The organism is Pseudomonas sp. WP18 (assembly GCF_036689585.1).
In the GTDB taxonomy this organism is placed as follows: domain Bacteria; phylum Pseudomonadota; class Gammaproteobacteria; order Pseudomonadales; family Pseudomonadaceae; genus Aquipseudomonas; species Aquipseudomonas chlororaphis_E.
In genome coordinates this window covers 4993837-5007307 of record NZ_CP144758.1, presented here as the reverse complement: position 1 = coordinate 5007307, position 13471 = coordinate 4993837, and the positions used below count along the sequence as shown (strand labels likewise).

The 13471-nt window shown below is 62.8% G+C and carries 12 protein-coding genes; 4 read left to right on the top strand and 8 right to left on the bottom strand.

What is annotated here, in order from left to right; all coding sequences use genetic code 11:
* Positions 1 to 25 precede the first annotated feature (25 nt).
* Positions 26 to 1477, bottom strand: a complete 1452-nt coding sequence (gene pyk, locus V5F23_RS22215; protein WP_042728630.1) for a pyruvate kinase — start codon at positions 1475 to 1477, stop codon at positions 26 to 28.
* 269 nt (positions 1478 to 1746) lie between these two features.
* Between pyk and V5F23_RS22210 the strand changes: the two genes are divergently transcribed.
* Together V5F23_RS22210 and V5F23_RS22205 are read left to right on the top strand one after the other, a co-directional pair.
* On the top strand, positions 1747 to 2118 hold the full coding sequence (locus V5F23_RS22210) for a tetratricopeptide repeat protein (RefSeq protein WP_212802975.1): 372 nt from the start codon (positions 1747 to 1749) through the stop codon (positions 2116 to 2118).
* Between the two features lie 291 nt (positions 2119 to 2409).
* Entirely contained in the window at positions 2410 to 2769 is a 360-nt protein-coding gene (locus V5F23_RS22205; RefSeq protein WP_042728632.1) for a PilZ domain-containing protein, read from the top strand.
* A 515-nt stretch (positions 2770 to 3284) separates the two neighbouring features.
* On the opposite strand, the gene V5F23_RS22200 is transcribed toward V5F23_RS22205, so the two are convergent.
* The 6 genes from V5F23_RS22200 to V5F23_RS22175 form a co-directional block, all read right to left on the bottom strand.
* Entirely contained in the window at positions 3285 to 4616 is a 1332-nt protein-coding gene (locus V5F23_RS22200) for a DUF58 domain-containing protein (RefSeq protein ID WP_338496581.1), read from the bottom strand.
* Between the two features lie 175 nt (positions 4617 to 4791).
* Positions 4792 to 5796 (bottom strand): MoxR family ATPase, encoded by a 1005-nt coding sequence (locus V5F23_RS22195; RefSeq protein ID WP_042732447.1) that lies wholly within the window; start codon positions 5794 to 5796, stop codon positions 4792 to 4794.
* Positions 5793 to 6956, bottom strand: a complete 1164-nt coding sequence (locus V5F23_RS22190; RefSeq protein ID WP_338473847.1) for a DUF4350 domain-containing protein — start codon at positions 6954 to 6956, stop codon at positions 5793 to 5795. The genes V5F23_RS22195 and V5F23_RS22190 overlap by 4 nt, the downstream gene beginning before the upstream one ends.
* Positions 6953 to 8491 carry a DUF4129 domain-containing protein gene (locus V5F23_RS22185; RefSeq protein ID WP_338496579.1) on the bottom strand — a complete coding sequence of 513 codons (1539 nt, stop codon included), beginning with the start codon at positions 8489 to 8491 and terminating at the stop codon, positions 6953 to 6955. The genes V5F23_RS22190 and V5F23_RS22185 overlap by 4 nt, the downstream gene beginning before the upstream one ends.
* Positions 8478 to 9452 (bottom strand): stage II sporulation protein M, encoded by a 975-nt coding sequence (locus tag V5F23_RS22180; protein WP_042732448.1) that lies wholly within the window; start codon positions 9450 to 9452, stop codon positions 8478 to 8480. Before V5F23_RS22180 ends, V5F23_RS22185 begins: the two co-directional genes overlap by 14 nt.
* Positions 9449 to 10174: an RDD family protein gene (locus V5F23_RS22175; protein WP_338496576.1), complete on the bottom strand. Its 726-nt coding sequence runs from the start codon at positions 10172 to 10174 to the stop codon at positions 9449 to 9451. The genes V5F23_RS22180 and V5F23_RS22175 overlap by 4 nt, the downstream gene beginning before the upstream one ends.
* A gap of 238 nt (positions 10175 to 10412) precedes the next feature.
* On the opposite strand from V5F23_RS22175, the gene sbcB reads away from it, so the two are divergent.
* Entirely contained in the window at positions 10413 to 11849 is a 1437-nt protein-coding gene (sbcB, locus tag V5F23_RS22170; RefSeq protein ID WP_123578470.1) for an exodeoxyribonuclease I, read from the top strand.
* Between the two features lie 83 nt (positions 11850 to 11932).
* On the opposite strand, the gene mvaT is transcribed toward sbcB, so the two are convergent.
* The gene (gene mvaT, locus V5F23_RS22165) at positions 11933 to 12310 is read right to left on the bottom strand and encodes a histone-like nucleoid-structuring protein MvaT (protein WP_042732166.1); all 378 of its coding nucleotides are present in this window, start codon (positions 12308 to 12310) and stop codon (positions 11933 to 11935) included.
* Positions 12311 to 12616: 306 nt separating this feature from the next.
* Between mvaT and purU the strand changes: the two genes are divergently transcribed.
* The gene (gene purU, locus V5F23_RS22160; protein ID WP_003178545.1) at positions 12617 to 13465 is read left to right on the top strand and encodes a formyltetrahydrofolate deformylase; all 849 of its coding nucleotides are present in this window, start codon (positions 12617 to 12619) and stop codon (positions 13463 to 13465) included.
* Positions 13466 to 13471 lie beyond the last annotated feature (6 nt).

The window sequence follows — 13471 nt, the reverse complement described above, 5'->3', positions numbered from 1 at the left end:
GGGCTTTTGTTTTTCAGCCGGTCACTCAGACCATCGGGTCGCCAACATGGAGGATTTTCATCCCGTTGGTGCCGCCGATGGTGTGGTAGCTGTCGCCTTTGGTCAGGATCACCCAATCGCCGGTCTGCACCACGCCGCGCTTGACCAGTTCATCCACCGCCGCCTGGCTGACTTCGCCCGGTTGCAGGGCGGCCGGGTCGAAGGGCACGGTGTAGACGCCACGGAACATGGCGGCACGGGCCTGGGTTTCGCGATGGGGGGAGAACGCGTAGATCGGCACCGAGGAACGGATGCGCGACATGATCAGCGGGGTGTAGCCACTTTCGGTCAGGGCGATGATCGCCTTCACGCCCGGGAAGTGGTTGGCGGTGTACATCGTCGCCAGGGCGATGCTCTCGTCACACCGCTCGAAGGTCTTGCCGATGCGGTGGCTGGAGGTCTTGCTGGTCGGGTGCTTCTCGGCGCCCAGGCAGATACGGGCCATGGCCTGCACCGCTTCGAGCGGGTAGAGGCCGGCGGCGCTTTCGGCCGAGAGCATCACGGCGTCCGTGTAGTCGAGCACGGCGTTGGCTACGTCGGAGACTTCGGCGCGGGTCGGCATCGGGTTCTGGATCATCGACTCCATCATCTGGGTCGCCACGATCACCGCTTTGTTGTGGCGGCGTGCGTGCAGGATGATTTTCTTCTGGATGCCCACCAGCTCGGCGTCACCGATTTCCACGCCGAGGTCGCCACGGGCCACCATCACGGCGTCGGATGCCTTGATCAGGCCGTCGAGGGTGTCGTCGTCGGCCACGGCTTCGGCGCGTTCGATCTTCGCCACCAGCCAGGCGGTGCCACCGGCCTCGTCGCGCAGTTGACGGGCATATTCCATGTCGGCAGCGTCACGAGGGAAGGACACGGCGAGGTAGTCGACTTCCATTTCCGCGGCCAGCTTGATGTCGGCCTTGTCTTTTTCGGTCAGGGCCGGCGCCGTCAGGCCACCGCCGCGACGGTTGATGCCTTTATGGTCCGACAGCGGGCCGCCGATGATCACGGTGCAGACCAGTTCGGTGGCCGTGGCGGTATCGACGCGCATCACCACGCGACCGTCGTCGAGCAGCAGCTCGTCGCCCACGCCGCAGTCCTTGACCAGGTCCGGGTAGTCGATACCCACCACCTGCTGGTTGCCTTCGGTCAGCGGATGGCTGGTGGAGAAGGTGAAGGTGTCACCGATCTTCAGCTCGATGCGCTTGTTGGCGAATTTGGCGATACGGATCTTGGGGCCTTGCAGGTCACCCAGCAGGGCCACGAAGCGGCCGTGCTTGGCGGCGAGGTCGCGCACCAGCTTGGCACGAGCCTTGTGCTCGTCGGGGGTGCCGTGGGAAAAGTTCAGGCGGGCGACGTCCAGGCCAGCCAGAATCAGCTGTTCGAGAACTTCCGGCGAGTGACTGGCCGGGCCAAGGGTAGCGACGATTTTGGTGCGACGGACGGACATGCAAGACTCCTCAAGTTCAAGCGCCAGCGAAGGCTACTATGCTCTTTGGGTGTAGTCATTGTTCATATGCACTACTTATTCGTTTCTTTTTCGAAATGAACATTCCTGAAAATTTTTGCGCCTGCTAAGCACGAAGGCCGAACATTGCTGTTGTGGCGAGGGAGCAAGCTCCCTCGCCACGGGATTTGCATTTACCTAAGGTAGACGTTTTGAGGCTGAAGATTTTCTTGCCCAGGTCGATAAAGAACTCAAGACAGGAGAACCTCCCCATGCGATTCGTGCTTTTTATTGCCCTGGCCCTGGGTATCACGGGCTGCACCCGTTGGTCGATGAACCATCACATGAACCTGGCCTACAAGGCCTATGACCGTGGCAATTGCGAGCAGGTGATGCTCGAGCTGTCCCAGGTCGACCGCGCCAGCCGTGCCCGCCGCTACATGCAGCCGGAAGTCTCGATGCTGCGTGGCCAGTGCCTGGAGCGCCAGAAGCTGTTCATCGATGCGGCGCAAACGTATCAGTTCATCATTGCGCAGTACCCTTACAGCGAATATGCATTCCGCGCCCGCGCCCGTCTTGAAACCTTGCAGAGCCTGGGGCATTACCCGACGCGCAGTGCCGCGGCGATCCGTCCAGCGTCCTGATTCCTGCCCCCTGGCGCATGGTCGGTGAAATTCCCGGCCACTTGCGCGTTGTCGTGCTGTCCTACATTAAACATGGCGCGTGTACTGGCCGCGTCGAAACCTTCGGCTATAGTTGTACAAGTCGCATTAGAGCTAACCCTCTAAAACAAGGGGCACCTGTGACCGGCAATAACTAGGCTTAGGCGCTGGCGAGCGTCTGGCACCGGGATCGGGGAGAGCGAGCAGGTCCTTTGGCTCGTTCCGAAGTATCGGTAGCCCCTGCGCGGGGTCGTCCAAAAAGCGATACAAAACATGTACAAAAAGAGGCGTATCGAACGGCAACAGCTGCCGTACTTCCTGAAAGTGTTTAACGGCGTCAATGACAAGCCCCTCGGATTCCTGGGTAATGTCTCTCAGGATGGCCTGATGTTGATCAGCCATCTGCCGTTGATGGTGGGGGCCGACTTTGACTTGCTCCTCAAGCTGCCGGCCGATGAGGGGCCGTCGCTGAACATCAAGTTGAAAGCCACCTGCCTGTGGTGCCACGAAGACGTGACGCCGCAACACTTCGACGCCGGCTTCAGCCTGCATTGGGCGCCGCCGGAGTACAGCCAACTGGTCAATGCGTTGCGCCAGTATTTCAGTTTCCACACGTTGCCAGCGTCGGCCTGATCCATACCTGAGCCAACGAGGGAATCGTCATGGGTTTAGCGGTCACAGGCGAACCCTTGTGGGAGCGGGCTTGCTCGCGAAGGCGGTGGGGCAACTGCACATGTATTGCCTGGCACGCCGCCTTCGCGAGCAAGCCCGCTCCCACAGGTCCTTCATCGTTCTCCAGTTCTGCAAGTCAGCGCTGGACCTTCGCTTGGTGGGCTGCCACACACTCGCGACTAAACGAGGGGGGCGGCTGAACGCAGGTTAGTCGACCGGTGGAAAAGCGAAAGCCCGGCGCGCCCGAGGGCACCCTGCGAACAGCCACCATCAAGTGCGGGGATAGGGGGACCCGACTGGATGAAGCCTGTGCGCATCACCTTTACCACCGGGCGACTAAACCCGATCGCTGGAAATCAGCGACGCGAATCAAGTTACGGGGCAAGGCCAAGGCGCACAAGTCGGCGGATTCTGGCGGGTCTGTAGTCCGTTGCGCACGGCGCAGTAGTCGCCCAGACCTTTCTTACAGATCCGGTCTAAGCGGTTCCGGCCTTCTTCCAGGCCAGGTACTGGGTCACCAGTTGCGCGCCCAGCTCACTGGGGCGGGCGTCCAGCGTGGGAATGGCGTGGGCGCTCAACTGCTGGTGCAATTGGGCCCGCGCATTCAAATAATCCACCGTGCCGCAATAGGCCAGGGCTTCGGGCAGGGTCTGCACCGGCGCCTGACGCAATCGGTCGAGGGCTTCTTCACGCAGGCTGGCCACCAGGACCCGATGCTGTTGGCCCAGCCGTTTCACCGCGGCCAGCAGTTCTTCATCGTCTTCATCGCGCAGGTTGGTCACCAGCACCACCAGCGCCCGGCGCTTTTGCCGGGCCAGCAGTTGAGTGACGGCTGCCTGGTAGTCGGCGGGACGCTGACTGCTGTCGAGGTCGTATACGGCGTTGAGCAGGACATTGAGCTGGCCGCTGCCCTTGACCGGGGCGAGGTAGCGGGCCTGGTCGCTGGCGAAGGTGCTCAGGCCCACGGCGTCGCCCTGGCGCAGCGCGGTGTAGCTGAGCAGCAGGCAGGCGTTGAGTGCGTGATCGAAATGCGACAGTTCGCCGTCCTGGCTGCGCATGCGGCGGCCGCAATCGAGCATGAAGATGATCTGCTGGTCGCGCTCGTCCTCATACTCCCGGGCAATCGGCGTGCGATGGCGGGCGGTGGCTTTCCAGTCGATCTGCCGTAGGCTGTCGCCTTCGCGAAATTCCCGCAGTTGATGGAATTCCTGGCCCTGGCCCCGCCGCTGGCGTTGGCGTATGCCGAGCTGGCTGAGCCAGTTGTCCACCGCCAGTAACTGGCCGTCGTAGAGTCGGGCGAAATCGGGGTAGACGCGGGTGGCGTCGAGGGCGTCCAGCAGGCGCCGGTCAGACCACAGCCCCAGTGGGCTCGGCAGGCTGACCTCGCAGTGTTCGAAGCTGAAATGGCCGCGCTTGAGCGGGCGCAGGCGGTAGCCGACCTGGCTGCGTTGGCCGGGTTGAAGCTCGACCGACAGCGGCAGGTTGTCGAAATCCAGGCCGTCCGGTACGTGGTCGAAAAGCTGAATCTGCAAGGGCTGGGCAAAATCATGGGTAATGTCCAACCGGACTTCACCCCAGCGTCCCAGCGCCAGGCTGCCCGGCATCTGCCGTTGCACCCGCGGCGAGGGCAAGCGCTTGAGGCGCACGGCGTCGATCAGCGCCAGGGCCAACAGGGCCAGCATCAAGCCCCAGTCGATCGACAGCAGCGTCGCCGGCAGCGCCACGCCCAATGCCCGCAATGCACCCAGTAGGATGCTCACGGCCAGCAGGACGGCGAGCCAGGTCAGCAGCAGGTGGGAGGGTTTCATCGGAACGTTTCCTGCGAAAGAAATGCAGAGCGAGCTTTTGTGGCGAGGGGATTTATCCCCGCTGGCCGCGAAGCGGCCCTTTGCGGTGTATCAGTCGGAATCCGGGGGCCGCTTCGCAGCCCAACGGGGATAAATCCCCTCGCCACAAAGGTGTTCCTGATCATGTTGGTGTGACTCACAACCGCGGCGCCGGCACTTGGTCCAGCAGTTGCCCGAGCACCTGGTCCACCGAGAGCCCTTCGATGTCCAGCTCCGGTGCCAGCCGTACCCGATGACGCAACACGGCCAGGGCGCAGCCCTTGATGTCGTCCGGCACCACGAATTCGCCCCCACGCAACAATGCCCGGGCCCGGGCACAACGCACCAACGCGATCGAGGCGCGAGGTCCGGCGCCAAGGGTCAGGCCCGGCCAGCTGCGGGTGGTGCGGGCCAGGCGCACGGCGTAGTCGAGCACCTGATCGTCCATCGGCAGGTCGCTGGCGATACGTTGCAGCACCTGCACGTCCTTGGCCTGCAACACCGTGCGCAGCGGCTGCACGTCGAGCATGTCGGCACGGGTCGAGCGGCTGACCTGGCGAACCATGTCCAACTCCCGCTCCGCGTCGGGGTAGTCCATCCGCACCTTGAGCATGAAGCGGTCGAGCTCGGCTTCCGGCAGCGGGTAGGTACCTTCCTGTTCGATGGGGTTCTGGGTGGCGAGCACCATGAACGGCTGGGCGATGGGCAGGGCGCGGCCTTCGAGGGTGACCTGGCGTTCCTGCATGGCTTCGAGCAGCGCGGCCTGGGTCTTGGCCGGCGCGCGGTTGATTTCGTCGGCCAGCAGCAGGTTGGTGAACACCGGCCCCTTGCGCAGCTTGAATTGCTCGGTCTGCAAGTCGTACACCGCATGACCGGTGACATCGCTGGGCATCAGGTCGGGGGTGAACTGGATGCGCGCGAACTCGCCACCGAAACAGCGGGCCAGCGCACGCACCAGCAAGGTCTTGCCAAGGCCCGGAACACCTTCGAGCAGGACATGACCGCCGGCGATCAACGCCGTGAGCACATCGTCGATCACCGCCGCCTGGCCGACCACCGCCTTGTGCAGTTCGGTGCGGATGGCCTGGGCCAACTGACTGGCGCGCTGGCGCTGTTGGACGGCGTGGGCCTGGCCGTCGACAGGTTCGTTCTGTTCAGTCATAGGGCATTCCTGAGGGTTTGCAAATGGGCGACCTGACGGCAGAACTCCGCGTTGGACAGGCGCTGTTTCGGCCGCGGGCTCAAGGCTTGGCTGATGGCTCGCGTGGGCTGGCGGGTCAAGCGGGCGAGCACCTGCCATTGGTCGGCAACCGCCAGTTGTTCGAAGCCCGGATGAAGATGCCGGGCGCGGCGCAACACATCCTGCTGCAAGGCCTGCAGCAAGTACTGCCGGCCATTGTGGCGCATGTGGAAGCCAGCGCTGGCCTGCAAGTGCTCTTCCAGCTGACGCCGGGCCTTGGGCGCCGGCGGCTGGATCGGGCCCAGGCGTACCGCCGAGCGCCAGAGCCACAGCGCAACCAGTGCGAGCAGTGCCACCAGCGCTTGTGGGAAATAGCGCAGCAGCAAGGTCAGCAGGCTGTCGTGGTCCGTGTTGAACAGCAGCGTGACATCGGTGTCGGCAGTCAGATACCAGAGCAGCCAGGCGTTGTCGTACTGCTCGATCTGATCGTTCTTCCACAACTCGGCGTCGGTGATCACCGTGATCGAACCCAGGCCATGGTTCAGTTGCATCATGTGGGTGGACTGTGCGCTGTTCGCCCAGGCCTGGGCCAGGTTGTGCGGGTCTTCGAGGTGGAAGTCGGTGTCGAAGCCGACATACGCCGGGGCCTCTTCGTCCTCCAGGTACAGCTTGGTCAGCTCGGGATAGCGGTCTTTGATGAGTTCGGGTGGCGCTTGCTTGAGGTCCTTGCTCAAGGACTGGCGCAGGCGCACGCGGTCCAGCAGCAGATCGCCGCTGCTGCCGGTGCTGTCATCCCAAAGGGCCTCGGCGACAAACAACAGGCGGCCACCGGCCCGGGTCCAGTTCAGCAGTTGCTCGACCTGGCGGGGTGTCATGTTGGTGCGTTCGCCCAGCAACAGCAGGCTGTTCTGGCGCGGTTCCAGGGCCGGTAGCCCATCCAGGTTGTTGGCGTGCGCGACGTTGATGCCTTGCTGGCGCAAGAACTGTTCGGCGGCCAGGTAGGGGTTGGCCTGGGCTTCAGGGGACGGGCCGTGATCGACGGTTTCCTGGTACGGCACGGCCTTGGCGCTGAGGTAACTCACCAGCGCCGCGAGCAGCGCGGCCACCAGGGCCAGGGTCAGCCAAGCGGCGCGCCGGCTCATGGGGTGGCTCCCGGGCCGAACAGCCCACGCCAGTCGTCACACAGTTGCTGTTGCAGGTCGGGCGGCGGTGCCCGGTGCCCATAGGCGATGTTCTGCCAATGCAGGGTCAGGCGTTTGCTGAACCCCAGCAGGCGTTCATTTTCGAGCTGTTCGACCCGGTGCAGCACCTGGCCTTCGGTGTCGGCGGCTTTCAAGGGCACCTTGAAGTCATGGTGCAAGCGGCTGAGCAGCGCCCGGTAGAGCAAGCCCAGCGCTTCCCGGGGATGGGCCGACCACAGTTGCTCGGCGCTGGCCGCGACATCCACCGGCAGGCTTTCTTCGCGGATATCCAGGCCGAACATCTGCGTCGGAGCCGGTCGGCCCAGGTGGGGCTGTTTGGCCGGGCGGCGAACCATCAACAGGTTGAGTCGTTCCCGATAGCGCCAGACCAGCCAGACGATCGCGCTCGCCAGGCAGGCCCAGAGCAGGATCTGGATCAGCCCGGCGGCGAGGTCGAAACGCTGGCCGGCCATCCACTTGAACAACCCTTTGAGCCAGTCCGGATTGGCCTCGGCCTCGGGTGATTGGCTTTTCTCTTCGCCAAAGCGATAGCGGGTGATCGTTTCCGGGTTCTTGAACGGCGGTGCTTGCAGGATCGTCTTGATGCTGTCCCTGGAGGCTTCGCTGGTGAGAGGCTGGTTGAGCAGGCGTGGGCGCTCGGGAGCGTTGCTGTCTTCGTCGGCCCAGGCCGCAGGGGGCATGGGCGCGAGCGTCAAGGCCAGCAACAGCAGCAATGGCGCGACGCCGAGCAGGCGCTGGCGCAGGCGTCGGAACACCAGTTCGATGTCCCAGGCCTCGAGGATCGTGCGCCGGTTCAGGTAGAGGCTGAAGCCGCAGGCGACATAGATCGGCTCCCAGACGATCAGCAGCAGGGGATAAAGAACGTTGACCAGGTGCTCGAACCACAACCAGTCCTGTTCGGTCGCGGTTATCAGCTTCTGCCAGTCCCATTCCAGTTCGACCTGTTGCGGCACGAACAGATAGAACAGGACCATCAGGCCGAACCACAGGGCGGTCTCCAAATGCACGCCGATGACGGTCAACCATTGCGCGGCGCCGCCATTGCGTTGCAACAACACCCGCAAGCGCTGCTCCCGGGCCTCGCCGGCCAGGCCCTCCAATTGCACCACGGGCATCAGGAAGCTGCGGCTCAGGCTCAGCCGACGCCAGGTCAGGCTTGCCAGCAACTGTGGCTTGAGCAGCGCTGGCCATTGGCGCAAGGCCTGGCGCAATGTCGGGGTTTCGCCAAACAGCGCCTTGGACAGAATGTACAACGGCAGGCGGTCGAAGGCCGGCTTCAGCCACCAGAACAGGAACATCACCAGGTTTGGTGACTTCCACAACAACAGCGTCAGCAACGCATACACGGGCAGGGTGCTGATGGCCCAACTGGTCATCAGCAGCCGTCGATGCTGCTGGCTCATCAGCACGCCCAGGTCCATGGCTTCCCAGGTGGTGCGGGGGCGGATCACGACGGTGGCGTCACTCAGGCGCATGGCGGGCTCGTCCGGCAAGCGACAGGTAGCTGATCACCAGCAGCCACAGCAGTGCGCCGACCGTGTACTTGGTGGCAGGCGTCACGGCGCTGGAAGACCAATAGGCCTCGATGAACGCGGCGATGAGCAGGAACAGGATGACCCCGGCAATGATCTGCACGCTCTTGCCGGCGGCGAGCCGCAGCGCCTCGCCCCGGGTGAGGCGGCCCGGGGCGATCAACGCCCAGCCCAATTGCAGGCCGGCGGCGCCTGCCAGGGCGATGGCGGTCAGTTCGAACGCGCCGTGGCCGATCACGAAGGGCCAGAACGTCCCGCCGGAACCGATCTCGGTCAGGTGACCGGCGATTGCGCCGATGGTCAGTCCGTTGAAAAACAGGAAGAACGCGCTGCCCAAGCCAAACATCAAGCCACTGGCGAACGTCTGAAAGGCGATGCCGATGTTATGCATGATGTAGTAGCCGAACATGATCCAATCTTCGCTGGAGGCGCGCTCGACGGAGCGTCCCAGGTGTCCGGCGGCCGGATCGTACATGCCGCGCACCTGGCTGACTTCCTCGGCGCCCAGGATGCTGTAGACCAGGTCGGGAAACAGGTACACCAGCAGCCCGATGCCGATCAGGCTGCCGAGGAACATTACGCTCGCCGCCAGCACGAAGCGCCATTGCGCGCGGACCAGTCGCGGGAAACCGGCCAGGATAAAATCCGAAAGGCTCGCCGACGGTCGGCTGCGGTCCCGGTAGAGTTGCTGGTGGCCGCGCAACGCCAGTTGTTGCAGGGTATCCACCAGCAAGCTGCTGTAGCCCCGGGCCTGGGCCAGCGCCAGATGGTGGCAAAGCCGTCGGTAGGCGGGCGGGAAGTCGCTGTCCTGGGGCACGCGGCGGTTGCGTTCCAGTTGGTCGAGCTGCCGGGACAGGCGGTCCCATTCCTCTTGGTGACGGCTTTCGAAAAGACTTTGCTTCATGTAGGCCCCAGCAGGCCACGGGCAATGCCGTTGAGTTCGGCCACGGCCCGTGGCGGCTGGACATTCAAGGGCTCGGCCAGGATAGCGGCCAGCTCGCTGACCCGTGCCTTGGACAGTTCGGCCTGGCGTTCGGCGAAACCGAGCACGGTACGTTGCTCGTCGACACTCAGGGCAAAAGGCGGGCGGATCGGCGTTGCCATGGGCAGCGCCGGGCGCTTGACCGGTTGCTCGCGATACACCACCAGCGTGCCGGCCGCCAGGTCGCCCAGGCGTTTGAAGGTCGGATGCTGCAGGCAACTGATCGCGCCGAAGGTATAGCCGAAGGGCAGCATGTCGACAAAGCGCAGCAGGTTGCGGATCAGCGACGCCGACCAGCCGATGGGCCGGCCGTCGTCCTGCACCACGCGCAGGCCCATGATCTGTTTGCCGGGGGAGCGGCCCTGGTGCAGCACTTCGAACAGCACCATGTACCACCAACTGATGACGAACAGCAGGATGGAGCCCAAGCCAATCCCCAGCTCACCGAAGAACGCCAGGATGACGAACAGCAGGCCCAGCACCAGGCCGCGTATCGCCAGGTCGATGGCAAACGCCAGTGAACGGGGCATCAACCCCGCCGGGCGCAATGGCAGGTCGATGCCTTCGGGCGTCTCGACCTGATACCGCGTGTCCAATGGCGGTGGCAGCGTCGCGGTCCTTTGCAGTGCTGGTGTCTCGAGCATGGGCAACCTGAGTGATGGGCCGGGTCGAACGGTCGATGTCGGCGTCGATGCTAGCAGAAAACGGTGGGCGCGAGCCTGCTCGCGAACGCGGTGAGGCGGGTGATGTCGAGGCGGATGGTGGCGCTGCCTTCGCGAGCAGGCTCGCGCCCCTCAGAAGTGTTTCCAAAACAGGCACAGTGCTGGCCGGCGGTAGGGTCGAGCGCCTAGACTTCGCCCGTCTACAGTTCAGGAACAGCCCGTGACTTCCATCTTCTGGTACGACTACGAAACCACCGGCATCAACCCGCGTTGCGACCGGCCCTTGCAGGTGGCGGGGATCCGTACCGATTTCGAACTCAATGAAATCGACGCGCCGGTGAACCTGTATTGCCGGCCCAGCGACGACATCCTGCCTCATCCGGCGGCCTGTGCGATCACCGGGATCACCCCGGACTGCCTGGCGGAAAACGGCTTGAGCGAAGCCGACTTCATGACCCGCGTCCATGCCCAACTGGCCGCGCCGGGTACCTGTGGCGCCGGTTACAACACCCTGCGCTTCGACGACGAGATGACCCGCTACAGCCTCTATCGCAATTTCTTCGACCCGTATGCCCGTGAGTGGCAGGGCGGCAACAGCCGCTGGGACCTGATCGACCTGGTGCGCGCCGCCTATGCCCTGCGCCCGGACGGCATCGTCTGGCCGGAGGAAGATGGCCGCGTCACTCTCAAGCTCGAGCGCCTGACCGCCGCCAATGGCATCGATCATGGCCAGGCCCATGATGCGTTGTCGGACGTGCGCGCCACCATCGCCCTGGCCCGCCTGATTCGCCAGCGGCAACCCCGGCTCTACGATTGGCTGTTCCAGCTGCGCAGCAAACAGAAGGTGATGGACCAGGTGCGCCTGTTACAGCCGATGGTGCACATTTCCGGGCGCTTCTCGGCCGCGCGAAATTTTATCGGTGTGGTGCTGCCGCTGGCCTGGCATCCGAAAAACCGCAACGCGCTGATTGTCTGCGACTTGCACCTTGATCCCCAGGGGTTGCTGGACCACGACGCCGAAACCCTGCGCCAGCGTCTGTACACCCGCCGCGAAGCGCTGCTCGAAGGCGAGCTGCCGGTGCCGCTCAAGCTCATCCACATCAACAAATGCCCGGTGGTCGCGCCGCTCTCGGTGCTGCGGGCCGAGGACCAGCAGCGCTTGCAACTGGACATGGCCGGCTACCAGCAGCGGGCGTTACAACTGACGGACGCGCAACAAGTTTGGCAGGACAAACTTCAGGCCATTTACGCACGGGAGGATTTCGCCGCCAGCGACGATCCCGAGCAACAGTTATACGCAGGCTTCATTGGCGATCGTGACCGGCGTTTATGTGAACAAGTCCGACTGGCCGATCCGGCACAATTGGCACAAGAGCGCTGGCCGTTCGACGATGAGCGTTTACCGGAACTACTGTTCCGTTATCGTGCGCGCAACTTCCCGGACACATTGAATGCTGAAGAGCAGCAGCGTTGGAGAGTTTTCTGTCAACAACGCCTGTCTTCCCCGCAATGGGGCGCGCCTAATACCCTGGAAAGTTTTGATGTGGCAATGGCAGAGTGGCTGTCCCTGGCGACACCCTTACAGCGAGAAGTACTCATGCAATGGCAAGGCTACAGCCAGCAATTGCGTAAACGTTTAAGCCTTGATTTGCCGTGAAGTAAGCAAGATGACAGGCATAAAAAAACGCCAGCAATGCTGGCGTTTTTTTGTTCGCAAGGAACGGTGCGAGCCGGTGAGGCTTAACCCAGCAGGGTTGCCCAGCCTTCAACCACGTCACCGCCCCACTTGGCTTTCCACTCTTTCAGCGTCTTGTGGTTGCCACCTTTGGTTTCGATGACTTCGCCGTTGTGCGGGTTTTTGTATTGCTTAACTTTGCGAGCACGTTTGGTGCCGGTAGTTTTGACGGCGCCACGTGGAGCCTTGCTCGACTTGGCATCCGGATCCAGCAGGGCAATGATGTCGCGCAGGGACTTGGAGTATTCGCCCATCAACGTGCGCAGTTTGCCTTCGAATTCCAGCTCGGTCTGCAGCTTGTCGTCCTGGGACAGGTTTTTCAGACGGGCTTGCAGTTCTTTGATGGCTTCTTCGGTGGCACGGTATTCATTGATCAGGGACATGTGGACTACCTTATGTAGGGCTTGGGGTGACAAGGGCACAGTGCGGCAATAGTAATCAGACAGTTTCATCAAGTAAACATTTAACCGATGTTTTATTTAATTAATTAGTGCTGTGCCACAAAAATCGCTATTGCAGTTAAATACCGTCCTGCCGACTTCACGCCCGTTCACACATATAGCTAGCCGCCCTGAGCTGCGCCTTGCGCGGCTCAGGGGCGCGTGGGGCACCGATTGCTTGATCGATACTGCAGTTTTGCCGCGCAATGGCTAGAATAGCCGCCTTTGCGAAGTTCTGGAGTTCCCCTAATGCGCACTTTTCGGCTGGTGATTGCTTGCCCGGACCGCGTCGGTATCGTTGCTAAAGTCAGTAACTTTCTGGCGTCCCATAACGGCTGGATCACTGAAGCAAGCCATCACTCGGACAATCAGAGCGGCTGGTTTTTCATGCGTCACGAGATTCGTGCCGACTCGCTGCCCTTTGGCATCGAGGCTTTTCGCGAGGCTTTCGCGCCGATTGCCGAAGAGTTCTCGATGGACTGGCGCATCACCGACACCGCGCAGAAAAAACGCGTGGTGCTGATGGCCAGTCGCGAGTCCCACTGCCTGGCAGACTTGCTGCACCGCTGGCACAGCGATGAGCTCGATTGCGATATCGCCTGTGTGATTTCCAATCACGACGACCTGCGTAGCATGGTCGAGTGGCACGGCATCCCGTACTACCACGTACCGGTCAACCCGCAGGACAAGCAGCCGGCATTCGCCGAGGTTTCGCGCCTGGTCAAGCAGCACGATGCCGAGGTGGTGGTGCTGGCCCGCTACATGCAAATCCTGCCGCCGGCCCTGTGCAGCGAATACGCGCACAAGGTCATCAATATCCACCACAGCTTCCTGCCGTCCTTCGTCGGTGCCAAGCCGTACCACCAGGCCTCGATGCGCGGCGTGAAGCTGATTGGCGCCACTTGCCATTACGTCACCGAGGAGCTGGACGCCGGTCCGATCATCGAGCAGGACGTGGTCCGCGTCAGCCACAGCGATAGCATCGAAGACATGGTGCGTTTCGGGCGTGACGTGGAGAAAATGGTCCTGGCGCGGGGCTTGCGTTATCACCTGGAAGACCGGGTGCTGGTGCATGGCAACAAGACTGTGGTGTTCTGACCGAAC